Annotated in this window: 21 protein-coding genes and 1 tRNA gene; 9 read left to right on the forward strand and 13 right to left on the reverse strand. The window is 66.9% G+C overall.

Annotated features, from left to right (window positions below):
* Positions 1-149: 149 nt before the first annotated feature.
* Genes MRBLWO12_RS12470 through MRBLWO12_RS12480 form a run of 3 tightly spaced genes read left to right on the forward strand, consistent with a single transcriptional unit; the run spans position 150 to position 2,613 of the window.
* The gene (locus tag MRBLWO12_RS12470) at positions 150-1,418 is read left to right on the forward strand and encodes an acyl-CoA dehydrogenase family protein (RefSeq protein WP_363555911.1); all 1,269 of its coding nucleotides are present in this window, start codon (positions 150-152) and stop codon (positions 1,416-1,418) included.
* Complete coding sequence (locus tag MRBLWO12_RS12475; protein WP_341955367.1) at positions 1,418-1,903, forward strand: flavin reductase family protein; 486 nt, start codon at positions 1,418-1,420, stop codon at positions 1,901-1,903. The genes MRBLWO12_RS12470 and MRBLWO12_RS12475 overlap by 1 nt, the downstream gene beginning before the upstream one ends.
* A gap of 5 nt (positions 1,904-1,908) precedes the next feature.
* The gene (locus tag MRBLWO12_RS12480) at positions 1,909-2,613 is read left to right on the forward strand and encodes a helix-turn-helix domain-containing protein (protein ID WP_363555914.1); all 705 of its coding nucleotides are present in this window, start codon (positions 1,909-1,911) and stop codon (positions 2,611-2,613) included.
* Positions 2,614-2,619: 6 nt separating this feature from the next.
* On the opposite strand, the gene MRBLWO12_RS12485 is transcribed toward MRBLWO12_RS12480, so the two are convergent.
* The 11 genes from MRBLWO12_RS12485 to MRBLWO12_RS12535 form a co-directional block, all read right to left on the reverse strand.
* Entirely contained in the window at positions 2,620-3,420 is an 801-nt protein-coding gene (locus tag MRBLWO12_RS12485) for an ABC transporter ATP-binding protein (RefSeq protein ID WP_363555916.1), read from the reverse strand.
* Entirely contained in the window at positions 3,417-4,427 is a 1,011-nt protein-coding gene (locus MRBLWO12_RS12490; RefSeq protein ID WP_363555918.1) for an ABC transporter ATP-binding protein, read from the reverse strand. Before MRBLWO12_RS12490 ends, MRBLWO12_RS12485 begins: the two co-directional genes overlap by 4 nt.
* On the reverse strand, positions 4,424-5,287 hold the full coding sequence (locus tag MRBLWO12_RS12495) for an ABC transporter permease (protein WP_341955370.1): 864 nt from the start codon (positions 5,285-5,287) through the stop codon (positions 4,424-4,426). The genes MRBLWO12_RS12490 and MRBLWO12_RS12495 overlap by 4 nt, the downstream gene beginning before the upstream one ends.
* On the reverse strand, positions 5,284-6,333 hold the full coding sequence (locus MRBLWO12_RS12500) for an ABC transporter permease (protein ID WP_341955371.1): 1,050 nt from the start codon (positions 6,331-6,333) through the stop codon (positions 5,284-5,286). Before MRBLWO12_RS12500 ends, MRBLWO12_RS12495 begins: the two co-directional genes overlap by 4 nt.
* Positions 6,300-7,727, reverse strand: a complete 1,428-nt coding sequence (locus MRBLWO12_RS12505; protein ID WP_341958313.1) for an amidase — start codon at positions 7,725-7,727, stop codon at positions 6,300-6,302. The genes MRBLWO12_RS12500 and MRBLWO12_RS12505 overlap by 34 nt, the downstream gene beginning before the upstream one ends.
* Positions 7,727-8,209, reverse strand: coding sequence for a hypothetical protein (locus MRBLWO12_RS12510; protein ID WP_363555921.1), 483 nt, complete (start codon positions 8,207-8,209; stop codon positions 7,727-7,729). Before MRBLWO12_RS12510 ends, MRBLWO12_RS12505 begins: the two co-directional genes overlap by 1 nt.
* A gap of 93 nt (positions 8,210-8,302) precedes the next feature.
* Positions 8,303-8,896, reverse strand: coding sequence for a TetR/AcrR family transcriptional regulator (locus MRBLWO12_RS12515; RefSeq protein ID WP_363555923.1), 594 nt, complete (start codon positions 8,894-8,896; stop codon positions 8,303-8,305).
* A gap of 32 nt (positions 8,897-8,928) precedes the next feature.
* A complete protein-coding gene (locus tag MRBLWO12_RS12520) occupies positions 8,929-9,393 on the reverse strand; it encodes a DUF3237 domain-containing protein (RefSeq protein WP_363555925.1) in 465 nt (154 codons plus the stop codon).
* A 66-nt stretch (positions 9,394-9,459) separates the two neighbouring features.
* Entirely contained in the window at positions 9,460-11,145 is a 1,686-nt protein-coding gene (locus MRBLWO12_RS12525; RefSeq protein ID WP_341955375.1) for an amidohydrolase, read from the reverse strand.
* A gap of 38 nt (positions 11,146-11,183) precedes the next feature.
* Entirely contained in the window at positions 11,184-12,839 is a 1,656-nt protein-coding gene (locus tag MRBLWO12_RS12530) for an ABC transporter substrate-binding protein (RefSeq protein WP_363555927.1), read from the reverse strand.
* Between the two features lie 104 nt (positions 12,840-12,943).
* A complete protein-coding gene (locus MRBLWO12_RS12535; protein ID WP_341955377.1) occupies positions 12,944-13,423 on the reverse strand; it encodes a MarR family winged helix-turn-helix transcriptional regulator in 480 nt (159 codons plus the stop codon).
* 88 nt (positions 13,424-13,511) lie between these two features.
* Here MRBLWO12_RS12535 and MRBLWO12_RS12540 point away from each other — a divergent pair, with 88 nt between their 5' ends.
* The 4 genes from MRBLWO12_RS12540 (at position 13,512) to MRBLWO12_RS12555 (ending at position 17,417) form a co-directional block, all read left to right on the forward strand.
* Positions 13,512-14,447 (forward strand): SDR family NAD(P)-dependent oxidoreductase, encoded by a 936-nt coding sequence (locus MRBLWO12_RS12540; RefSeq protein WP_341955378.1) that lies wholly within the window; start codon positions 13,512-13,514, stop codon positions 14,445-14,447.
* Positions 14,444-15,337: an amidohydrolase family protein gene (locus MRBLWO12_RS12545; protein WP_341955379.1), complete on the forward strand. Its 894-nt coding sequence runs from the start codon at positions 14,444-14,446 to the stop codon at positions 15,335-15,337. Before MRBLWO12_RS12540 ends, MRBLWO12_RS12545 begins: the two co-directional genes overlap by 4 nt.
* 19 nt (positions 15,338-15,356) lie before the next feature.
* Positions 15,357-15,809, forward strand: a complete 453-nt coding sequence (locus tag MRBLWO12_RS12550) for a MaoC family dehydratase (protein WP_341955380.1) — start codon at positions 15,357-15,359, stop codon at positions 15,807-15,809.
* 78 nt (positions 15,810-15,887) lie between these two features.
* Positions 15,888-17,417: an acyl-CoA synthetase gene (locus tag MRBLWO12_RS12555; protein WP_363558602.1), complete on the forward strand. Its 1,530-nt coding sequence runs from the start codon at positions 15,888-15,890 to the stop codon at positions 17,415-17,417.
* 165 nt (positions 17,418-17,582) lie between these two features.
* Here MRBLWO12_RS12555 and MRBLWO12_RS12560 read toward each other — a convergent pair.
* Positions 17,583-17,673: transfer RNA gene (locus MRBLWO12_RS12560), tRNA-Ser, on the reverse strand.
* Positions 17,674-17,727: 54 nt separating this feature from the next.
* On the reverse strand, positions 17,728-19,266 hold the full coding sequence (locus tag MRBLWO12_RS12565; RefSeq protein WP_363558604.1) for a PucR family transcriptional regulator: 1,539 nt from the start codon (positions 19,264-19,266) through the stop codon (positions 17,728-17,730).
* A gap of 101 nt (positions 19,267-19,367) precedes the next feature.
* Here MRBLWO12_RS12565 and MRBLWO12_RS12570 point away from each other — a divergent pair, with 101 nt between their 5' ends.
* Both MRBLWO12_RS12570 and MRBLWO12_RS12575 read left to right on the forward strand, forming a co-directional pair.
* Positions 19,368-20,852 carry a CoA-acylating methylmalonate-semialdehyde dehydrogenase gene (locus tag MRBLWO12_RS12570; RefSeq protein ID WP_363555930.1) on the forward strand — a complete coding sequence of 495 codons (1,485 nt, stop codon included), beginning with the start codon at positions 19,368-19,370 and terminating at the stop codon, positions 20,850-20,852.
* A 29-nt stretch (positions 20,853-20,881) separates the two neighbouring features.
* A complete protein-coding gene (locus MRBLWO12_RS12575; RefSeq protein WP_363555932.1) occupies positions 20,882-22,270 on the forward strand; it encodes an aspartate aminotransferase family protein in 1,389 nt (462 codons plus the stop codon).
* Positions 22,271-22,309 lie beyond the last annotated feature (39 nt).

A 22,309-nucleotide genomic window follows, 5' to 3' on the forward strand; every position in this document is an offset into this window, starting at 1 on the left:
TGAACCGCAGATCGACCTTAATGTGGTGACTTTTATATAACGATCGCTCCATCACGCGCATCCATGGGAATTTGAATAATCTTCTTGCAAATGTCTATCTATTGATACACACTGTGACTACTCGTACCTATTATGTGACAGGAGATGTTGTGAACACCATCGTCAGCACTGCAGAGACCACCCTCCTCGAGCGCGTGACCGAGATCTTCCCCCTGGTCCGCGATGCCGAGGAGATCATCGAGAACGAGCGGAGGATGCCTGCAGAGATCACCGACGCCCTCTACGAGTGCGGGATGTACCGCGCGTTCCTCCCGAAAGAGCTGGGTGGGTTGGAAGCGCACCCCGTCGAATGGCTCGAAGCCGTCGAGGCTCTCTCCCACGTGAACGGCTCCGCCGGTTGGCTCTGCATGCTGCACACGGGGCAGACCTGGGCCGGGAAGGATGCGATGCGACGCATCCTCGAGGACGAACGATGGATCATCGCAGGCAACGGAGGCCGCGCCGGCGGGGTTGCGCGCGCCGTGGAAGGAGGCTACTGGGTATCAGGACGCTGGCCGTTCTCGAGTGGTTCCCCGGAAGCTACCCATCTCTTCGGCCTGTGCGTGCTCCACGACGACAACGGCGAGGTCGTGCTCTCTCCGAAGGACGGCACTCCGTGGTTCGTCGTTCCCTACTTCCGCAGGGAGGACGTGACTCTTCACGACACCTGGGACGGTCTGGGTCTGCGCGGAACAGGAAGTGGCGACTTCTCGGTCGACGAAGAGGTCTTCGTTCCCGCCGACATGGTGGACGAGCGCGGCATCTGGGGGATCACCTACGGCACGCCGCATGAGAAGGGGCCATTCATCCAGGCCGCACACTCCGCCCATGCGCTCGGACTGGCAACCGCCGCGCTGGAGGAGCTGATCAAGCAGACACACCTCAAAGCCCGTCGCGGCTCCTACCGTCAGCTTCGCTTCGCGACCGACGAGAACCTGCACATCGCCATCGCCCGGTCGGACGCGCGGATCCGCGCATCGCGGCTGCTGCAGAACGATGTGATCTCCCGCGCGTTCGAGAGTGCACAGAACAACCGCTTCATCGACTACGAGCTCCGCGTGCTCATGGCGGAGATCAACACGTTCATCGTTCACGAGTGCCGAGACATCGTGAACACCCTGTTCGTCGAGAGCGGCGTGGGCGGTGTCGGGGCGAAGTCCCGTCTCGCACGGATCTTCCGCGACATGGCGGTGGCAGCGAACCACATCATCATCGCCCAGAACCAGCTTCCCTCCGTCGGCGCCTACTGGATGACGCGCGACATGGAAGACGGACCCTTCATCGACAACATCGAGATGTCCGCCATCTACCCCCCTCACCCGCAGTTCGCCGATCGCGCGAACATCCGGGTCGACCTCCCCACCCGGAAGCGGTCGTGATGAGCGCGCCGACACTGTCTGCCCTGCCCCTACTCGATGCGCAGGCACTGCGTGGCGCGTTCTCGCGTTTCGCCACGGGCGTCACGATCGTCGGCTTCGAGGACCAGGACGGCATCCACGGACTCACCGTCAACGCCTTCACCTCTGTGTCACTGGATCCCCCTCTCCTTCTCGTGTCGATCCAGAAGACGTCTCGGTCACACGAGCGGCTCCTGCAGCAGTCGTTCTCTGTGAGCATCCTCGCGGACACGCACGCGGCGGCTGCGCGGTCCTTCGCCTCGAAGGACCGCGCAGGGGCACCGGACTGGGATCGTTCCGGTCGAGTGCCTCGAATCGCTGACGCGATCGGATGGTTCGAATGCGAGCACTGGGCGCAGTACGATGCCGGCGATCACACCCTCGTGATCGGGAAGATCACGGCCTTCGGGACGACCGAAGGAGAGCCGTTGCTATTCTTCAATGGTGCGCTCACCGGACTCAACTGACGACCATGGCTATGCCGGCCTTCTTCGTCATGTCCCGCGGGAAGCGACACGCTGAGTTGGCGACATCCGATTCTTCGACGACCGTGGAGCGGTCGATCGCCCTGCTCTGGGAGCTCTACGCGAATCCAGAGGGGCTCTCCGCATCCGACCTCGCGCGCCGGCTCGACACGCAGCGCACGGCTCTCTACCGTCTCTTGCGACCGTTCCTGCGGACGCAGTTCATCCGCAGGGACGATCGCAAGCGCTACTACCTCGGGTTCGGCATCACTGCGCTTGCTCGAGCGGTCGCCGAGCCCATCGAGAACCTCGTCCGAGATTCGCTCCAGAAGCTCGCTGATGACACGGACTGCTCGGCGATGATCATCGCCGACACGGACGGCATCCTGGTCACCGTCGCGAGCGCCGGACCGCAGCGTCCCGGCATGCATGTCGCCGCGCCGCCAGGATTCGTGCATGAGAACAACGACGTCGCTCTCAGAGCGATCGACGCAGGCAGGGGGGTGGCGGCGACCGAACCGCTCGCGGATGCCGCAGGATTCAGCAATGCGATCGGTGGACTGGCGACGACGATCGCGCTCCCCCTTCACGTGCCGATCATCGGATCGGACGCGTGCATACTACTGGCCTCCGTCACTCCTTTCCGGCTCGACGACGTGCTCCCCCTTCTCTCACGAGCCGTCGAAGAGGTCGCTCGCTCACAGCGTTCCTGATCTCTCTCACCGACGTTTGCGCTGCGGCGGTGTCCAGCCCGGTACCGGCACGGACTCTATGAGCCTGCGGGTATAGGCGGCCTGAGGATCGTCCAGCACCTTGTCGATGGGGCCTTCCTCGACCACGGTTCCGTCCCGCATCACCAGAACGCGATCGCAGATCTGACGGACGACGGCCAGGTCGTGCGAGACGAACAGATACGCCAGCTGAGTCTCCTCGCGGAGGTCACTGAGCAATCTGAGCACCTGCGCCTGGACGCTGACGTCGAGCGCCGACACCGCCTCGTCCAGGATCAGCAGGTGCGGCTGCGGCGCCAAGGCCCGCGCGATCGCGAATCGCTGCCGCTGACCTCCGGACAGATGCCGGGGATAGGAATCGGCGTGGTGCCCCTCCAGCCCGACACGCTCCAGCAGCGTGCGTGCGAACTCGTTCGTCGATTGACCAGCCGGTGTGCCATGGATGGCGAAGATCTCCGCGAGACACGCTCCGAGCTTCTGGCGAGGGTCCAAGGATCCGAACGGGTCCTGGAAGACCATCTGCACTCGTCGGGCCTGGGCGCGGCGAGCGACCGCTGTCCGGGCGGGTCTCGTCTGCTCGCCCCAGAAGGTGATCCGCCCCTCTGTGGTCCGCTCGAGTCCCGCGATCATTCGCGCGGTGGTGGACTTCCCCGAACCCGACTCACCGACGATTCCGACGGATTCACCGGGCATCAGGTCGAAACTCACGTCGTCCACGGCTCGAAACTCACCCCCGGGGGAGGGGAAGACCTTCGTCACGTGTTCCAGTGAGACAAGAGATGCGGTCACTGTGCGGTCCTCTCCAGCAGGGTACGAATCTCTTGAGTCCGCACGCACGCCGACACGCTGTCTTCACCCACCGGCCGCAAGCGCGGTTCGCTCTCGACGCATTCGGGCTCGACGAAGCGGCATCGATCCGCGAAGGCGCAGCGATCATGCACGGATGATGCGAGCGTCGGGACTCCCGGGATGCTGGCGGGGAGCTCGCGTCTCGTCAGGGAGGGGCGCGCGGCCAGCAACGCCGAGGTGTAGGGGTGGGTCGGAGTGCTCGTCACCGAGCGCGCCGGCCCCGCCTCGATGATGCGCCCCGCGTACATCACCACCAGTCGATCGGTCGTGGCCGCGGCGAGATCGAGATCATGGGTCACGAAGAGGAGCCCGACATCGTGAGCCCGGATCACATCTCCGAAGATAGACATGACCTCCGCCTGAACGGTGACGTCGAGCGCCGTGGTCGGCTCGTCGGCGAGCAGGAGCTGAGGTTCGGGCATCAGGGCGGCGACGATCATCACGCGCTGCAGCAGACCCCCCGAGAGCTGCGCGGGGTACTGCTTCATCTGCCGCGCGGGATCGCGGAATCCCACCTCTTCGAGAAGTCGCGCCGCGCGATCCCGCGCCTCGCGGCGGGACAGGCGGCGATCGGCCACGACCGCCTCCGTAAGGAAGTCGCCGATGGTCCACAGCGGGTTGATGTGCGCTCGAGGGTCCTGGTAGATCATCCCCACCCGACGAGACCGAAACCTCGCGAGGTGCGAAGGTCGCATCGAGAGGATGTCCTCGCCGTCGAACTCGATGCGGCCCTCACTGCTGAACCCCTTGGGCAGTTGTCCCATCACCGCTCGCAACGTCATCGACTTGCCCGAGCCGGACTCGCCGACGACGCCGACGGCTTCGCCAGGGCGCACGTCGAGGTCGACTCCGCTGAGGACCGGGACGAGCTCACGTCCGATCCGATTGCGCACGTGCAGGCCCCGGATCGAGAGCAGTGGCGGCCGAGATGCTTCTGTGTGTGTCATCGACTCGCTCCCAGCATCCTCTGCAGACGTTCCCCCAAGAGAGTGAAAGAGATCACGGTGAGGACGATCATGACTCCGGCCGCGGTCGTCTGTTGGGGGTTCCCCGCGAGGAGCTCGGTACGGCCGGCGATGACCATGGCCCCCCACTCCGCGGTCGGCGGCTGGACTCCAAGTCCGATGAACGACAGCGCACCGAACTCGAGCAGCGCGACACTGAAGCCGAAAGTGGCCTGAGCGAGCACGATCGGCAGGACACCGCGCAGAATATGCGCATTGATTCGCACGGTGGACACTCCGGAGAGCGCAAGCGCCTCGACGTAGGGGCGGTGACGCTCCTGCAGCGCGGTTCCCCTGATCACTCGCGCTACGTAGGGCGAGCTCGCGAATGCCATGGCCAGCACAGGCGCCCAGAATCCGGCACCGAGAACCGTGACCGCGATGATCGCCACGATCATCCCGGGTATGGCGATGAACACGTTGAGAACCGAGGACGTCGCACTGTCCACGAACCCGCCGTACCAGGACGACAGCAGAGCGAGGAAGGTGCCGATGACGACGCTGATGCAGACGATGAGCACCGCTGCCGCGTAGCTGATCTGTGCGCCCCAGAGAATCCGGGAGAGCAGGTCTCGTCCGAGCGAATCCGTGCCGAGGAGGTGCGCCGGACTCGGACCTTGGTTGGCGGCGAGGAGATCAGTGGAATCCGGGGCGTACGGTGCGACCAGCGGCCCGATCGCGGCCATCACGATCAGCGCCCCGCAGAGGACGATGAGGAAGATCGTGTACGGATCCAGGGTACGCAGGCGTGTCCGGCTCCATCGAGGAATGCGCAGAGCTGAGGTGATCCCGGCGAGTGTCATGCTTTCTCCTTTCGGGATCGGAGCGACGGATCCAGGAGCACATGGATCACATCGACCAGTGCCATGACGATCACGTACACGGCGACGACGATGACGGAGACCGCCGCGACCACAGGGACATCCTTGGTCCCCACGCTGCGGACGAGCAGGGATCCGATCCCGTCGAGGGTGAAGGCCGTCTCGACGATCACGCTGCCCGCGACGAGTGCGGCGAGAGTGAGACCTGTCGCTGTGACGATCGGGACCCCGGCATTGCGCAGCACATGCTTCCCGATCACCAGATGCCGCGGCAGTCCCCTGCCGACCGCCGTACGGACATGCTCCTTCGACCGCTGATCGTCGATGGACGCCATCGAGATCTGCGCCATGTAAGCGATCCACGACACCGAGAGCGCGATCGCCGGGAGAGTCAGATGCCAGAGCCGATCCACGCCAGGCGCGCCCGCGCCGAAGCTCGGAAACCACCGCAGGTTCACTGCGAAGAGCCCGAGGAGCGCCGTCGCCGCAACATAGCTCGGTATCGAGATCAACAGGGCGATCAGTCCTGCGATCGCAGGTCTGATGCGCTCGGTGAGCCCGCCGATCAGACCGAGCGCGATACCGAGCAGCACGATCAGGACGGCGGCGTAGAGGACGAGCTGCAGAGTGACCTCTGCGCGAGGCGCGAGCACGGAGATGACAGAGTCCCGGTAGGTGTACGAGGTGCCGAGGTCTCCACGCAGCAGACCTCCGATCCACTCGACATAGCGCACGATCAGCGGCTTGTCCAGGCCCAGCTGCTCTCGCATGGCCGCGCGGGCCTCCTCGGTCGCCTTCCCTCCGAGGATCTGAGCGATCGGGTCTCCCGGCGTGAGGGACAGCGCCGAGAAGACGAGGAACGACGTCACGAGTATCGTCGCCACGGGGAGCACGATCCAGCGCACGAGCCGTTGGCGCACTCTGGTCGCCGCAGAGGCGCGCCTTCCGATCGCCCGCACGCTCACGGTCGATGGCCCCAGATCGATCCCCGCCGTCACTGCCGGAACTCCGGGCGCAGGTGAGCCCACGGTTGCAGAGTCTCCCAGACGGCGGCCATCTGCAGAAGCCGCGCGTCGTGATGCTGAGGCATGTGCAGCTGCATGCCGACGGGCATCCCGTCGGAATCGAACCCCGCCGGCACCGTGATCGCGGGGATCCCGGCATGAGATGCGGGTTCGGTGTACCGATGAAAGTCGATCGCCGGGTGCGCGACGGGCACCCCGTCTATCTCGGTGTTGCCCCCTGCTGCGCCCGGATGCGGGAACGCCGCCACCGGGCTCGTGGGAGTGATGAGCAGATCGAACTCCTCGAACACGCGGTTGTAGGTCCGGGTGATCTCGGCTCGAGTCTCGGAAGCCGTGTGAAGGTATCTCTCCAGCGTGAGACGCTGCGCTGCCTCGCTGACGCTGCGCATGGCGGGATGCGGCAGCGGGGCGTTCGGATCGAGGAAGGCGGGCCCCCAGAAATCGATGAAGTACTCCACCGGGTCCGGCAGAGGCAGCTCGATGAGATTGACCTCGGCTCCTGCACCTGCCAGCACGTCGATGGCCCGACGGACGACGGCGGCCACCTCCGCACTCGGGGCCGCACCGGACGGGCTCTGCGCGTAGGCGATGCGGACACCGGCGAGGTCGGCGGGAAGGGCGCGCACGACGCTGACGAAGTCTCGGGCGGGCAGCGGCGTCGAGAACGGAGCCGATGGGTGATGCCCTGCCGTGACCTCCAGCAGAAGAGCCTGATCGACGACGGTACGGGTGAGCGGACCGTCGGTCACCGCCGAGTCCCAGGGGTGCTCACCCGGGATCCAACGCAGCGAGGCCTTGAGTCCGACCACACCGCAGTAGGACGCGGGGATGCGCACCGACCCGCCGCCGTCTGAGCCCCAGGCGAGCTGTCCCATGCCGGATGCGCTCGCCACTGCTGCACCGCCGCTGGATCCGCCGGCGGTGCGCGACAGCCGCCAAGGGTTGTTGGTGACTCCGGTGAGCGCGCTCTCGGTGACTCCGAGCATCCCGAACTCCGGGGTGGTCGTCTTGCCGATGAGGATAGCCCCAGCGCCTCGAAGACGGCCCACTGCGAGAGAATCCGCATCGGGGACGTGCTCGGCGAACTGCGTGCTGCCGAAGGTCGTTCTGATCCCCGCTGTGGCCGAGAGGTCCTTGACGGTGAGCGGCACGCCGAACAGCGGAGGCAGGTCTGCGGGATCTGCTCGCATCACCTCGTCGTCCGCACGCGCCGCGTGCTCCATGGCCTGCTCTGCGAGAACAGTGACGAAGGCGTTCGTCGCCTCCTCGTGCGCATCGATCTGACGAAGCGCCGCAGCCACCGCTTCGGATGGCTTGACGCTGCGAGAGCGGATGAGGGACGCCACGTCTGCACCGGACATCCAGGCCAGCTCGTCGGAGGGCGGGGTCGTCAGCATCACGCCTCGTCCTCCTCGTCCACGCTCCACAGCGCCTTCCACGTCGCGACCATCGCCGGTCGCTCGGCTCCCTCGAGCTCCATGACGCAGTCGTACGTGACGAGGTAGCCATCGGTCCGCGGCTGCAGCTGCGTGATCTCGCCCGCGACTCGCACACGGTCGGAGCTGGTCACCGGAGAGGTGAATCGAACTCGATCGAGTCCGTAGTTCCACCCCGTCCACGCGTCCGCCTCGACGTAAGACACCTGGCCGACGAGGTGATCCAGGAGCGCGAGCAGATGGAACCCCTCGACCAGGCCTTCCGGATACCCCGCAGGATCGAAAGGGCTCTCGGTGTGATCCAGGTAGGACGCCTTATCGAAATGGGTTCTGGCTTCGTCGGATATCTCGAGCCACTCGCTGACGAACCGTCGTCCTACGAGACTTTCGATCTCGTTCCACGGTGCCACGGCGCTCTCGGCGCCGGATGGGATAGTGCTCACGGTGCTCCTCGGGTACTCGCACTCAAGGTCGGGTGAAAGCACTCTACGAAAAAACCCGCCGTTTGTATAGAGCTCGTCACAAAATAAAAATCGTCAGCCGTTCGCGCTCTGCGCGCTCACCAAGCCAAGCGCCGCCAAGCCGCGCTCCACTGTCCTTCGCTGACGCTCTTCCGTCCAGTACTGCGGGTGCTCGACCGCGGAGAGCACGGCGCCGTTGACCAGCATGCGAAGGAAATCGACCGCCTCCTCCATCACGTCCTCATCGATCAGACCGTCGAGTCTCGTCCGGAACGCCGAGCGGGCCCTGCCCTCCATCGAGTCGAAGAAGCTCGCGATCGTGCTGTTCTCCGCAGAGTGGACGAGCGCCACCCTGCAGCGCTCGATATCGATCTCCTCAGGTGTCAGCGGAACCATCCACAGCAGGTATGCACGCAGGTCGTCGACGCGATCGCCGGTCAGGGGGAGCGTCGCGAGATCGTCGTCGTAGTTCGTGGACAACTCATCGATGATGCCGGCCAGAAGCGTCTGACGATCCGCATAGAAGTGCGTCACCAACGTGATGGAGCCGTTGAGTTCGCGCGCCAGCGCCCGAAGGGTCAGCCCGTCTGGGCCGCTGCGCGCGAGCACGCGCATCGCCGCCACACTGATCTCGTGCCTGCGCTCCGCGTGGTCGACGATCTTCGGCATGATTACTCCTCTGCGTACGGGCCACCGCCCCGTCAGAGCAGCTGGAAGACGCGGATCCGGATCCGCTCGCCCTCATCGCTTGCCACCCCGATGAACTGATTCTCGGCCAACCATCGGTACGTGGGCGAATCCGTGCGGAAGGTGAAGGCCGTACGGAAATAGTACGAGCCATCCTCGACGGGCCCCCCCGCTTCGAGGAGCTCTTCGACCTCGAGAGTCGCGCGGAAGTAGCCGACGTTGGTCACATCCACCACGACGCCATCGCTCGTCTTGATGAGGTATCGCGCCTCGACGCGCGTCGTGTCCTGGCGCTTCACCGACCAGTCGCCGCCGCCCGGGAGCACCTCGCCGACGAGCCGTGGCCCTTCGAGGCTCCCTCCCGTGATGGGGGTGAACCACAGCTTCTCGTCTTCTCCGACGCCGATGTGCCACCCCTCGGCGATATCCACGAGGAGGTCGAAGGCAAACTCGAAGGTCGGCATGGTCGGGTCGGGCATGGGGGTTCCTTTTGTCGTGGTCCTTCAGGTGTGTTCCTCGGCGGTCATGCGCAGACCCGAGCGGAATCATCGGGGCGCCGGCAGATGTCCCGACACGACCGCCCCCCGGTAGACGACCGCGGACGGACGAACGGCGGCGAGATCCTGACCGGGAGTCGTGAACGGGTCGACGTTGAGCACGACGAGGTTCGCGAGCTTTCCCGGCGACACGTTGCCGTAGTCCTTCTCGATGCGCAGCTGGACCGCGGCATCGATCGTGTATCCCCGGAGCAGCCTGGACAGCGACAGCGACGCTGCGGCGGCAGGGCGCCTGCTCTCGACGAACCGTTCAGCATCCAGCGGCACCTCCGGATCGATCCGGGTGACGGCGATCTGCATGCCGAAGAAGGGCGCCGCCCGGTGCAGTTCAGCGGCCGACACCACATCACTCGAGAACGTGACCCGCGCACCGGCGTCGGCGATCGCGGCCACGTCGTACATACGCTCCCAGCGATGCGTACCGAGATGGCGCGCGGCCTCCTCCCCGAAGTATCCGCCGGACCAATGATTGGTCCAGTTGACGATCACTCCGAGCTCAGCGGGTCGAGCCAGATCGGCCGGATCCACGAGCTCGCAGTGAGCGAATGTGACCTGGACGTTCCATGCGATGCCCTCTGCCTCCACCTGAGACCGTGCACGCTCTACCGCGTCGCACGCCGTGCGGAAGGCCCTGTCGCCGACCATGTGGATGTGAAGGTCCACGGCTGCTCCGTTGCACAGACGCAGGCACTCGACGAGATCGTCGAGCTCCATCTGGATCGCCCCCAGCGGGCCCGCATTGTCTTCGCTGAGCAGCGGATCGATGACGGCCCCGCTGCCGAGTTCGTTCGTGCCGTCGAGGAACAGCTTGACGGTGCGCACCCGCACCTTGCTCGAGTCGGAGTCATCATCGAGCGCAGCCACCATCTCGAGCGCCTCTGGCAGATCGTCCAGGGTGCGGAACCGAATCGCTCCCTCGTAGTGCATGTGGAGGTCTCCGCGGCTGTCGAGCTCTCGCATCGCAGTGATGACCTCCGGCGACTCGATGAGCGCGTCGAACACGGCCACCACTCCGGTGCTCCCGAGGAAGTCCAGGACCGGCCGGATGATCTCCGGCGTCGGCCGCTCCGGCGGTGTCCAGCCCAACGCTTCATACATTCGCGGAAGGAACCCCGCGTGCGCATTCTCGAAGATGTACCCGGTCGGGCGTCCACCGGCATCCCTCGCGAATCGCTCAAGTCCTGGCACAGGGTCCGGAGTGTTCTCGTCGACACCGAGGAGCTCGAGCATCCGGGTGTTGACCCAGCTCGCATGATCGCCGGAGTCCTGTACGAGCACCGGACGATCGGAGATAGCGCTATCGAGCAGCTCCTTCGTCGCGCCGGCTTCGCCGAGGAGCGCAGTCGGGAAGTACTCGAAATACAGGTACGGTGCCTCCTCTTTCGGATGCGCTGCGCCGTGGTCGCGAATGGCATCGAGGACCTCGTCCACACTGTGCGTCTCCGGCAGCTGTACATGCCATCTGCTCATCGCCACGAGGGCGGGGTGGGAGTGGGCATCGATCAGACCGGGGATCACCGTCCTCCCATCGAGATCCACCGTCGGGAGATCGTGATCCACGGGGAGATCGGAGGCACGACCCACCCACTCGAAGCGGCCGTCTCGGATCACGACGGTGTCCGCCACGGGACACTGGTCGTCGGAGGTGTGGATCACCGCATTCGTCAGGATCATGCCGGACATCACCCTTTCGCGGGGCAGGACTCCCCGATTCATTCACCACCACCGGTGCCGCCGAGGTAGGCGACGGAGGGCATCGACATGTACGCGAAAGAAGTGATCGCGCCGCCGAGACGGCTGTTGAGGAACGTCGTGGTGTGCAGGCTCAGCAGCGGGATCGCGGCCGACGTCGCCTCCCCGATCTCCTGCGCCTGGATCACGAGGCGCGCACGGTCCTCCGGATCGACGGCCGCTCGCGCCCGCTCGAGGAGAGTGGCGAGCTCGGGATCGGCGATCTGCGTGTAGTTGTAAGGGGCGCCTTCCGTCAGGGTGAATCCGAGGGGCTCCAGCGGCTCCGCCGTCGCGTTGAAGGACTCGCCGAGCAGCAGGTCCAAGCCGAAGCGCTCCCTGGTCACCGTGTCGTAGGAGGCGGTCGAATAGTCGAGGGGCTGGAGATCCTTGATCTCGATCTGCACACCGACCGTCTCTGCCTGCTGCTGCACCAGCTGCGCCACCCTCGAGAGGGTGGCCTGCCCCGCGGGCACGCCCAGCACCAGCGTCTCGCCGCCATAGCCTGAACCTTCGACGAGCTTCTTCGCGGCCTCGGGATCGAACGTCCGCTCAGCCGCCCACTTCTCATATGCGTCCTGGTACAGCTCGCGCTGCGCGGTCGGCCACGTGCGCGGGGTCACCGTGGCGTAGAGAGGGGCCGCCGCTCCGGAGTAGACGGTCGTCGCGAGCGCTTCTCTGTCGATGGCCTTCTGCAAGCCATCCCGGAGGGCGACGTCGGCCAGCGGCCCGTCCGCCCTGGCCACATACAGCTGCAGGCTCTCCATCGACGGACCGAAGAAGAGCTGCCCGTTCGAGGCTGCCCCGAGAGTAGGCACTGCGGAGGGATCGATGCGGTATGCGCCGTCGATCTCGCCGGTCGACAGCGCCTGGGATGCGGCCGTGCTGTCCGTGATGAAGGTGAACTTCGCGCGCTCGACGAGCAGAGGGAGCTCCTTGTTCCAGTAGTCGGGGTTGCGCTCGATGGTGATGTCGCTTCCCGGGCGCCACTGGTCGAGCGTGTACGGCCCGCTGCACATGATCCCTCCTGCCGCAGTTCCGAACGACGCACCGGCCGTCTCGGCGAAGGAGCGTTCCACGACGGCACCGGCGAAAGTCGCCATCTGCGCGTTGAACATCGCGTCAGGCTGGGCGAACCGAACCGTCACCGTGTCATCATCCGTCTTCTCGACGTCGGCGACGTTCGCGAACAGGAACGCGGTGATCGCAGCCGGGTCCGCGGCACGGTCCAGGCTGTAGACGATGTCGTCGGCGGTCACCGGCTGACCGTCCCAGAATGCCGCCTTCGCTTCGATCGTGTAGACGAGCGTCAGCGGATCCGGCATCTCGAAGCTGACGAGGTTCGGGTGCAGGTTGTATTCCTCATCGATCGCCAGGAGCGGGTCGCAGAGGTTCGCGACCACCGTCGCGCTCGAGTACGTCGCGGACTCCCTGGGATCGAGTGTCGCAGGCTCACCATCGGGGAGGTTCCAGGTGATCTCCGACACCGGCGCTGCACCAGACGGTGCGCGGTCGGTCAGCTCGACCTCGATCTCGGCTGATCCTGTCGAGGGAGAGCATGCGGTCACCGCCAGGAGAGCGACGATGACCCCCGCGGTCATCGAAGCCTTGCGGCGCTGAGGGGACGTGCGTTCTGCCATGGAGTCCTCCAGGTGAGCAACTGTTCAGACTTTTATAGAACAGTTGCTATTAAAAAAGCAAGGAACGATCCGGGAAGAGACCCCCGACTTCGAGAGCACGCGCATCAGCCGCGCGGCGAGAAGGCGACCTCACGCAGAATCTCGGCCAGCCGACCTTGCGCCTCCTCGTCGAGCACCGAGTACAACCGCTCTTCCGCCGCGCGCGCCGCGTGGTGGGCGACCCGGTGCAGGCGCACTCCGGCATCCGTCGCGACGACGACGTTCGCCCGGCGATCTCGAGGGTCAGGCTGCCGCTCGACAAGACCATCGGCCTGCAGTTCGTCGATGAGCGCCACGACCTGACTGGGATCGAGCCGGAGGAAGTCGGCGAGCTCGCGCTGCGACGGACGCTCGCCGGAGACGGCGAGTGCGAGCACCGAATAGGACCTCACACGCAGTCCGTGCGCCGCGAGCGCCACGTTTCCTGCGGCGAGCGACAGCGCGTTCGTCCGGGCGAGCAGGAAACTGAGCTCGTCGGCGAGGTCGCTCTCGCGCAGCCGGTCCACAGCCACGCTCACATCGTCGGTCGGAATCGGGGAGGTCACGACGCAACGATAACAAATGATGAGATAAGACAATGATTGACTTTCTCAATCATTGTGTGATTCGATCATCGTGATTCGAAAGGACATCATGTCGCTCAACGGAAAAGTCGCCATCGTCACCGGCTCCGGCCGCGGACTGGGCCTCGCCTACGCGCAGGAACTCGCACGCCAGGGAGCCTCCGTCGTGATCAACGACGTCGACGCCGCCATCGCAGACTCAGCGGTCGACAGCATCCGCGCCACCGGTGGAGAGGCCGTCGCCGTCGCGGCGCCGGTCGGGTCGTCCGACACCGCGCAGGCTCTGGTCGACGCCGCCGTCTCCAGTTTCGGACGCCTCGACATCCTTGTGACGAATGCGGGAGTCCTGCGCGACACAGTGCTCTGGAAGATGAGCGACGACGACTTCGACACCGTGATCGACGTCCACCTGCGCGGAACGTTCACGACGGTCCGCGCCGCCGCGACCTACATGCGTGAGAACGAGATCGCCGGCCGCATCGTCTGCATCGGATCGCCGACCGGACAGCGCGGCAACTTCGGTCAGACCAACTATGCCGCCGCGAAGGCTGGAATCGTCGGGATGGTGCGCACGTGGGCGCTCGAGCTCCGTCGCGCGGGGATCACTGCCAACGCGGTCATCCCCGTCGCCGCCACCGCCATGACCGCGACGGTGCCGTACTTCGCCGCCGCCGTCGAGGCGGATGCCGCAGGAAAGCCGATGCCCGACTTCTTCCGGCACGACCTCGGCTTCGGCACCGCTGACGACGTCAGCGGGCTCATCGCCTATTTGGCTTCGGACGACGCGTCCGGCGTGACCGGACAGGCGATCGGCATCGGCGGCGACCGCATCCAGCTCTGGTCCCACCCCGAGCCCGTGGTCACCGAGTACCGCACAGGCGGTTGGACGACCGCCGACCTCGAGGAGCGTTTCCCCGCTCTCATCGGCGAGAGGTTGCAGGAGGTCGGCGAGAAATTCCCGGCGCTTCCCGCAGAGCTCCAGCGCCCTGCACCCCAGGACCAATGAGCGTGGCACGGTACGAATCGGCCATCGATCTCGCGTCGATCACCGCCATCGACATGCACGTGCACATCGAGGTCGACGAACACGGACACACCTCGTTGCCGTCCGACCTCGCTGACGCTGCCTCCGCCTACTTCTCGACAGAGGGGCCGCGCCCCGATCTCGACTCGGTGGCGGCCTACTATCGCGCTCACCGCATGGCCGCGGTCGTCTTCACGGTCGACGCGTCGACGCAGCTGGGCCACAGGGGCATCGCGAGCGAGGAAGTCGCCGAAGGCGCGGCGCGCAACAACGACGTGCTCATCCCCTTCGGTTCGGTGGACCCGCGCCTCGGGGACGAGGCTGTCGATCGCGCACGGCGCCTCATCGACCGGCACGGCGTTCTCGGTTTCAAGTTCCACCCCACCGTGCAGGGGTTCGATCCCAGCGATCAGACCCACTACCCGCTCTACGAGGTGCTGCAGGATGCCGGGGTGGTCGCGCTCTTCCACACAGGCCAGACGGGCATCGGCGCCGGGCTCCCGGGCGGGCGTGGCCTGCGTCTCGGACTGTCGAACCCGATCCTGCTCGACCCGGTGGCCGCGGACTTCCCCGACCTGCAGATCGTCATGGCACACCCGTCGGTGCCCTGGCAGGACGAGGCACTGTCCGTGGCCACCCATAAGCACAACACCTGGATCGACCTGTCGGGCTGGAGCCCGAAGTACTTCCCCGAGAACCTCGTCCGACACGCGAACACGCTCCTCCGATCGCGCGTGCTCTTCGGCTCCGACTTCCCCCTCCTCACCCCCGAACGCTGGATGAGAGACGTCGAAACGACGGCGCTCAAGCCTGAGGTGATGCCAGGCATCCTCAAGGACAACGCCGCACGCCTGCTCGGACTCGCACGCTGAACCCATCGAAAGGAACATCATGACCACCACCGTCGCCTATGCCGACGTCAACGGCCTCGCCGGCACCGATCTCGGCTGGTCCGAGTGGCTCGAGGTCACGCAGGACCGTGTGAACCTCTTCGCCGACGCCACCGACGACCACCAGTGGATCCACACCGACCCCGAGCGCGCGAAGGACGGCCCCTTCGGAGGACCGATCGCGCATGGCTTCCTGTCCCTCTCGCTCGTCATCAAGTTCTGGACCGAGCTGTTCGACGTCGACGGCGTCTCCACCAAAGTCAACTACGGCCTCGACAAGGTCCGCTTCATCTCCCCCGTGACCGTCGGCGCTCAGGTCCGCGGCAATGCCGTGATCGCCGAGGTCACCGAGATCCCCGGTGGCTACCAGCTCGCCGTCGATCACGCCATCGAGATCCAGGGCGCGGCCAAGCCAGCCGTCGCCGCGAGGAGCCTCTATCGCTTCTACGCGTGACACCCCGGCGCCCGGCATCCGCCGGGCGCCGACATCACTTCGGGCGCATCGATGCGCCCCGCCTCAATGAAGAGAATGATGCACACACAAGGACTGGGAGCCTGGCTCCCTCGACGCCGTCTGCGCAACCCCAGCAAGGCGGCGATCGTCTTCGGAGACGGTCAGCAGCTCTCCTATGCGCAGCTCGCACACTCGGCGGAGCGCATGTCCGCGGTTCTCGTCGAACGCGGCGTGCGCCAGGGCGACAGCGTCGCCTACCTCGGCGAGAACAGCCCGGACTTCCTCATCACGCTGTTCGCCACGGCGCGGATCGGCGCCGTGTTCGTCCCCGTCAACACCCGCCTCGCGGTACCCGAGATCGCGCATGTCCTCACGGACAGCAGCGCTCGCATGCTGATCCACGATCCGGATTTCGCCCATCGGCTCGAGCGCATGCTCGCCTCGCCCGGCGCCCCGGCCCTTGCCATCCGCACCGGATCGTCACGACGCGACGGCTCCCTCGGGCTCACCCGTCTGATCGATCAGGCCACGGACGTCCCGCCATTGCAGGCGGCCGACGACGACACTCCTGCGGCCATCGTCTACACCTCGGGGACCACGGGTCGGGCCAAGGGCGCCGTCCTCACGCACGCGAACCTGACCGCGGTGGCTGTCAACAACCTCATCGACTATGACATCTGCTCCGACGACGTCGCACTGATGATCTCCCCCCTGTTCCACGTCGCGGCTCTGGGCATGGGAGCGCTGCCGGTGCTCCTCAAGGGCGGCACCCTCGTTCTCGAGAGGGGCTTCGATGCCGGCACAGCGCTGGATCTGATCGAACGCCACCGCGTAACCATGCTCTCCGGCGTCCCCACCACATTCCAGCTGCTTGCCGATCACCCGGCGTGGGCTTCGACCGACCTGTCGAGTCTCCGCACACTGACCTGCGGAGGGTCCGCGGTGCCCTCGCGTATCCTTGCAGCCTACGAGGAACGCGGGATGTCGTTCTCCCAGGGGTATGGGATGACCGAAACATCGCCTGGCGCGACCTCGCTATCCCCCGAGATGACCGTGCACAAGCACGGCAGCGTCGGCCTTCCGCACTTCTTCACCGATGTCCGCGTGGCCGATGAGCACGGCAGGGAGGTCACGGCGGGAACCGTCGGCGAGATCCAGATCACGGGGCCCAACGTCTTCGCGGGCTATCACGGCCTTCCCGATGCGACGGCCGCTTCGCTCACTTCGGATGGCTGGTTCCGCTCGGGTGACCTCGGATACGTCGACGACCACGGCTACCTCTACATCGCCGACCGGTTGAAGGACATGATCATCTCCGGCGGGGAGAACATCTATCCCGCCGAGGTCGAATCACTCATCGCGGACATCGACGGGGTGACCGGAGCCGCCGTGATCGGCGTCCCCGACGATCGGTGGGGCGAGGTGCCGATCGCGGTCCTCACGGTTCGAGACGGCTTCGAGATCACGCTCGAAACCGTTCGCGGCGCGCTGGAAGGACGTATCGCCCGCTACAAGCTGCCCACCCGCGTTGAGATCGTGGACTCGCTGCCGCGAACCGCCTCGGGCAAAGTTCGCAAACACGGAGTGCGGGAACTGTTCCCGCGTTGACGGCAGGAGCTCCGGACCCGACTCATCGAGGCGTAGGAGCGCGCCAGTCTCAGCCGGACATGGAAGCGGGAGGAGACCTATAAGCCCCCAGAACTACCGACGCAAAAACGGCTGAACCCCCGGAAACCGGGGGTTCAGCCGTTCACGATGTCCTGAAACATCACATGGCGGTGACGGTGGGATTTGAACCCACGGTAGGGGGTTACCCTACACAACTTTTCGAGAGTTGCACCTTCGGCCGCTCGGACACGTCACCGCGGAACAGCTTACGCGAGACGGGGCGAGCGCGCGAATCGAGTCGTCGACCGGTTCAGGAGGCCGTGCCTCCGCGACGGGCGAGCAGGGCGAGGTGGAGCGCGGCGAGCGTCTCGCCGTCGTCGAGATCGGCGTCGAGCAGGTCGCCGATCAGGGTGAGACGCTGGTAGAACACCGAGCGCGAGAGATGGCTCGCGGCGGCCGCGGCCGAGCGGTTGCCGGGGTGGGTGACCAGCGCGGTGAGCACGTCGAGCAGGTCGCCGCGGCGCTCGCGGTCGTAGGCGACGACGGGCGCCAGCATCCGCTCGCTGTGCGCGAGCAGGCGGTGGTCGTCGCGCAGCGAGGCGACGAAGCGCTCCAGCGGGCGGTCGTCCACTCGTCGCACGCGCGGACCGACATCCGAGCGGTCGCTGGCGGCCAGGTCGAGCGCAGCCCGCAGCGAGGCGAGCAGGCCGAGCACGTCATCTGCAGGCGGCCCGACGAAGACCGTCCGGTCGGGGCCGGAGACGCGCGCGGCGATCGCATCCGAGAGCGGGACGGATGCCGGCAGCGACAGCAGCGCGACGTCGTCATCCCCCACCCGCGCGGCGACCACCGCCGCGCCGGCCTGCCGTGCGCGATACGCGAGCTGCGCCGCGGACTGGGCGCCGCGTGCCACGATGCCGTGGCAATGCCGCCCTTGCAGCATGAAGCCGCTGGTCGCGAGACGGGCCTCGATGTCATCCGGACTCGCGAAGCGCGCGCCGAGCAGGTCGTCGATGAGGCCGCGCTGAGCGAGCAGCGACCACTCGGAATCACCGCCGTCCGCCAGGCATCCGAAGGCGAGGGCCGTGGCTCCCTGCTCGAGCACCGTGAGGCGCCCGGCCGGGTGGGCGGGACCGGGCAGCGCGAGCAGGGTCCCCCACCGCACGCCGCGCGCCTGCACCGGCACGCGATCCGCGGAGCGCAGCTGTGTCAGCGCCTCGGCCACCGGCATCCGCAGGGTCTCGTGGGCGATCACCTCGCGCGCCAGGTTCTCGAGCACGACCGGAGCGCCGAGCGCGCGGGCCGTCTCGGCGACGACGACGTCGGCCGGGGCTCCCCGCAGGCTCAGGGCGGTGAACAGCTCGTGCAGGTGCTGCCGTTCGTGCAGCGCCATGGTCTGCGCGGCGATCAGCGCCCGGTGCACGGCCTCGGTGACGGCGACGAACTTGACCTCGCTGGTCAGGGCGATCAGGGCGAGCCCGCGCTCCGTACACGCCTCGACGACGGCATCCGGGATGCGCGCCTGACCGGACCCGAGCTCGATCACGATGCCGGCGACCCCGGCGTCGTGCAGCCCCCGCGCGAAGTCGCGCAGTTCCTCGGCAGCGGTCGGCCACCCCGCTCCGGTGCTGAGCAGGAGCTCCCCGCCGTCGAGCAGACGGGCGACCCCGGCGCTGTCCGACACGTGCACCCAGCGCACGGCGGCATCGAGAGCACGACCGCCGACGATCACCTCGGGGGCCCCGGCCTGCACTACGGGCTCGGCCAGAACATCGGCGACCGTCAGGAGCGCGCCCTCGCGACTCGGACGATCTGTCCGGATGGAGCGGAAGTCCTGACGATCTGACATCACGATCGACTCCTTCGCTCTGTGATCATTGAGGAGCACAAGCCTATCGAACACCGGTCAGAGTGTTCGAGCCCGCATTCTTCAGCAGTCGGAGGAACATCGTGGACATCGTCCGTCACGTCATCAACGGAGTGGAGACCGCCGAGGCGGCTCGCGCCGGCCAGGTCTTCGATCCCGCCACCGGCCAGGTGTCGAAGCAGGTCGCCTTCGCGTCTACCGCCGAGGTCGACTCCGCGATCGCCGCCGCCGCAGCCGCGGCACCCGCGTGGCGCGAGACCAGCCTGATCAAGCGCGCCGACGTCTTCTTCCGCCTGCGCCAGCTGCTCAAGGACCGCACCCCCGAGCTTGCCGCGATCGTCACCTCCGAGCACGGCAAGGTGCTCTCGGATGCGGCAGGCGAGGTGTCGCGCGGCATCGAGAACGTCGAGTTCGCGGCCGGCCTCGTGCACCTGCTCAAGGGCGAGCGCAGCGAGCAGGTCTCGCGCGGCGTCGACGTGCACTCGGTCAAGCAGCCGGTCGGCGTGGTCGCGGCGATCACCCCCTTCAACTTCCCCGTGATGGTGCCGCTGTGGATGGTGGCGTCGGCCATCGCCTGCGGCAACACGGTGGTGCTCAAGCCCAGCGAGAAGGACCCGTCCGCCGCGGTCTGGATCGCCAAGCTGTTCTCCGAGGCCGGGCTGCCCGACGGTGTGCTGAACGTCGTGCACGGCGACAAGGAGGCCGTCGATGCGCTGCTCGAGTCGCCGCAGGTCTCGGCGGTGAGCTTCGTCGGCTCCACCCCGATCGCCCGCTCGATCTACCAGCGCGCCTCGGCCGCCGGCAAGCGCGTGCAGGCCCTCGGCGGCGCCAAGAACCACATGGTCGTGATGCCGGATGCCGACATCGACGGCGCCGCCGACGCCGCGGTCTCCGCCGCCTACGGCTCCGCCGGCGAGCGCTGCATGGCCGTCTCGGTGTTGGTGGCCGTGGGCGACATCGCCGACGAGCTGGTCTCGGCGATCGCCTCCCGCATCGACGGACTGAAGATCGGCCCCGGCACGGATGCCGCCAGCGAGATGGGTCCGCTCATCACGCGCGAGCACCGTGACCGTGTGGCCTCCTACGTCACCGGCGCCGAGGCCGAGGGCGCGAAGGTCGTCGTCGACGGCACGCAGAAGCAGTTCGACTCCGAGGGCTTCTTCCTCGGCGTCAGCCTGATCGACCAGGTCGCCCCCGGCATGAAGGTCTACGACGACGAGATCTTCGGCCCCGTGCTCACGGTGGTCCGCGTCGAGACCTACGCCGAGGCGGTGGCGCTCGTCAACGCCAACGCGTACGGCAACGGCACCGCGATCTTCACGCGCGACGGCGGCACGGCCCGGCAGTACGAGTTCGATATCGAGGTCGGCATGGTCGGCGTGAACGTGCCGATCCCGGTGCCGATCGGCGCCTACTCGTTCGGCGGATGGAAGGACTCGCTGTTCGGCGACTCGCACATCTACGGCCCCGAGTCCGTGCACTTCTACACGCGGTCCAAGGTCGTCACCACCCGCTGGCCCGACCACACGCCGTCGCAGATCGACCTCGGCTTCCCGAGCAACCACTGACCCGGCATCCGCAGAGACAGGGACCGAGCATGACGAACTTCACCGACCGCCACGGCGTCTCCCACCCGCTCCCCGCCCCCGAGGCGGAGGCGCAGGTGCGTGCCGACGACCGCGGCCACGTGTTCCACTCCTGGAGCGCGCAGGGCCTGATCGATCCGCTGCCCGTCGCCGCGGGCGAGGGCTCCACGTTCTGGGATTACCAGGGCAACGCGTACCTCGACTTCTCGAGCCAGCTGGTGAACCTGAACCTGGGGCACCAGCATCCCGATCTGGTCACGGCGATCCAGCAGCAGGCCGGACGACTCGCGACGATCCAGCCGTCGATCGCGAACGATGTGCGCGGCGAGCTCGCCCGCCTGATCGCCGAGGTCGCACCGGACGGACTCGAGAAGGTCTTCTTCACCAACGGCGGCGCCGAGGCGAACGAGTATGCCGTGCGCATGGCCCGACAGTTCACGGGACGCCGCAAGGTGCTGTCGATGTACCGCAGCTACCACGGCTCCACCTCGACAGCGATCTCACTGACCGGCGACCCGCGCCGCTGGGCGAACGACGGCGTCGACAACGGGGCCGTGCGCTTCTTCGGGCCGTATCTGTACCGCTCGCCGTTCCACGCCGAGACCCCCGAGCAGGAGTCCGAGCGCGCCCTCGCGCACCTCGAGCAGACCATCCAGCTCGAGGGCCCGCACACGATCGCGGCGATCATCATCGAGACCGTGGTCGGAACGAACGGCGTGCTCGTGCCGCCGCCCGGGTACCTGCAGGGTGTGCGCGAGCTGTGCGACCGCTACGGCATCGTGTACATCGCCGATGAGGTCATGGTCGGTTTCGGCCGCCTGGGCGAGTGGTTCGGCGTCGACGCGTTCGACGGACAGCCCGACCTGATCACCTTCGCGAAGGGCGTCAACTCCGGATACGTGCCGCTCGGCGGCGTCGTGATCTCGGAGCGGATCGCCGCGGCCTTCGACACCCTGCCGTTCGCCGGCGGGCTGACCTACTCGGGCCACCCGCTCGCCTGCGCCGCGGGTGTGGCGACGTTCGAGGTGTTCCGCCGCGACGGCATCCTGGAGCGCGTGCGCGACCTCGGCGAGCGCATCGTCGAGCCGACCCTGCGCGCCTGGGCCGAGTCGCACCCGAGCGTGGGCGAGGTCCGCGGCCGCGGGTTGTTCTGGGCGATCGAGCTCGTGCGCAACCGCGAGACCCGCGAGCCGCTGGTGCCGTTCAACGCCTCCGGAGCGGATGCCGCGCCGATGGGTGCGTTCGCGGCGGCGGCGAAGAAGGCGGGCGTCTGGCCGTTCACGCACTTCAACCGCGTGCACGTCGCTCCTCCGCTGATCATCAGTGAGGACGACCTGGTGCGCGGCCTGACCGCGATCGACGGCGCACTGGCCGTGGCCGACGAGGCCGCCGCCGGCTGAGCATCCGTGCCGAAGGGCCCGTTCTCGCCCTCACGAGGG

This window comes from Microbacterium sp. LWO12-1.2, assembly GCF_040675875.1.
Classification (GTDB): domain Bacteria; phylum Actinomycetota; class Actinomycetes; order Actinomycetales; family Microbacteriaceae; genus Microbacterium.

Excerpts from the sequence above, each read along its gene's own strand:
- MRBLWO12_RS12520 (WP_363555925.1), bottom strand. The coding sequence starts at position 9,393 with ATGCCCGACCCGACCATGCCGACCTTCGAGTTTGCCTTCGACCTCCTC.
- MRBLWO12_RS12530 (WP_363555927.1), bottom strand. The coding sequence starts at position 12,839 with ATGGCAGAACGCACGTCCCCTCAGCGCCGCAAGGCTTCGATGACCGCG.
- MRBLWO12_RS12490 (WP_363555918.1), bottom strand. The coding sequence starts at position 4,427 with ATGACACACACAGAAGCATCTCGGCCGCCACTGCTCTCGATCCGGGGC.
- MRBLWO12_RS12550 (WP_341955380.1), top strand. The coding sequence starts at position 15,357 with ATGACCACCACCGTCGCCTATGCCGACGTCAACGGCCTCGCCGGCACC.
- MRBLWO12_RS12575 (WP_363555932.1), top strand. The coding sequence starts at position 20,882 with ATGACGAACTTCACCGACCGCCACGGCGTCTCCCACCCGCTCCCCGCC.
- MRBLWO12_RS12555 (WP_363558602.1), top strand. The coding sequence starts at position 15,888 with ATGCACACACAAGGACTGGGAGCCTGGCTCCCTCGACGCCGTCTGCGC.
- MRBLWO12_RS12480 (WP_363555914.1), top strand. The coding sequence starts at position 1,909 with ATGGCTATGCCGGCCTTCTTCGTCATGTCCCGCGGGAAGCGACACGCT.
- MRBLWO12_RS12540 (WP_341955378.1), top strand. The coding sequence starts at position 13,512 with ATGTCGCTCAACGGAAAAGTCGCCATCGTCACCGGCTCCGGCCGCGGA.
- MRBLWO12_RS12515 (WP_363555923.1), bottom strand. The coding sequence starts at position 8,896 with ATGCCGAAGATCGTCGACCACGCGGAGCGCAGGCACGAGATCAGTGTG.
- MRBLWO12_RS12545 (WP_341955379.1), top strand. The coding sequence starts at position 14,444 with ATGAGCGTGGCACGGTACGAATCGGCCATCGATCTCGCGTCGATCACC.
- MRBLWO12_RS12505 (WP_341958313.1), bottom strand. The coding sequence starts at position 7,727 with ATGCTGACGACCCCGCCCTCCGACGAGCTGGCCTGGATGTCCGGTGCA.
- MRBLWO12_RS12495 (WP_341955370.1), bottom strand. The coding sequence starts at position 5,287 with ATGACACTCGCCGGGATCACCTCAGCTCTGCGCATTCCTCGATGGAGC.
- MRBLWO12_RS12475 (WP_341955367.1), top strand. The coding sequence starts at position 1,418 with ATGAGCGCGCCGACACTGTCTGCCCTGCCCCTACTCGATGCGCAGGCA.
- MRBLWO12_RS12525 (WP_341955375.1), bottom strand. The coding sequence starts at position 11,145 with ATGATCCTGACGAATGCGGTGATCCACACCTCCGACGACCAGTGTCCC.
- MRBLWO12_RS12565 (WP_363558604.1), bottom strand. The coding sequence starts at position 19,266 with ATGTCAGATCGTCAGGACTTCCGCTCCATCCGGACAGATCGTCCGAGT.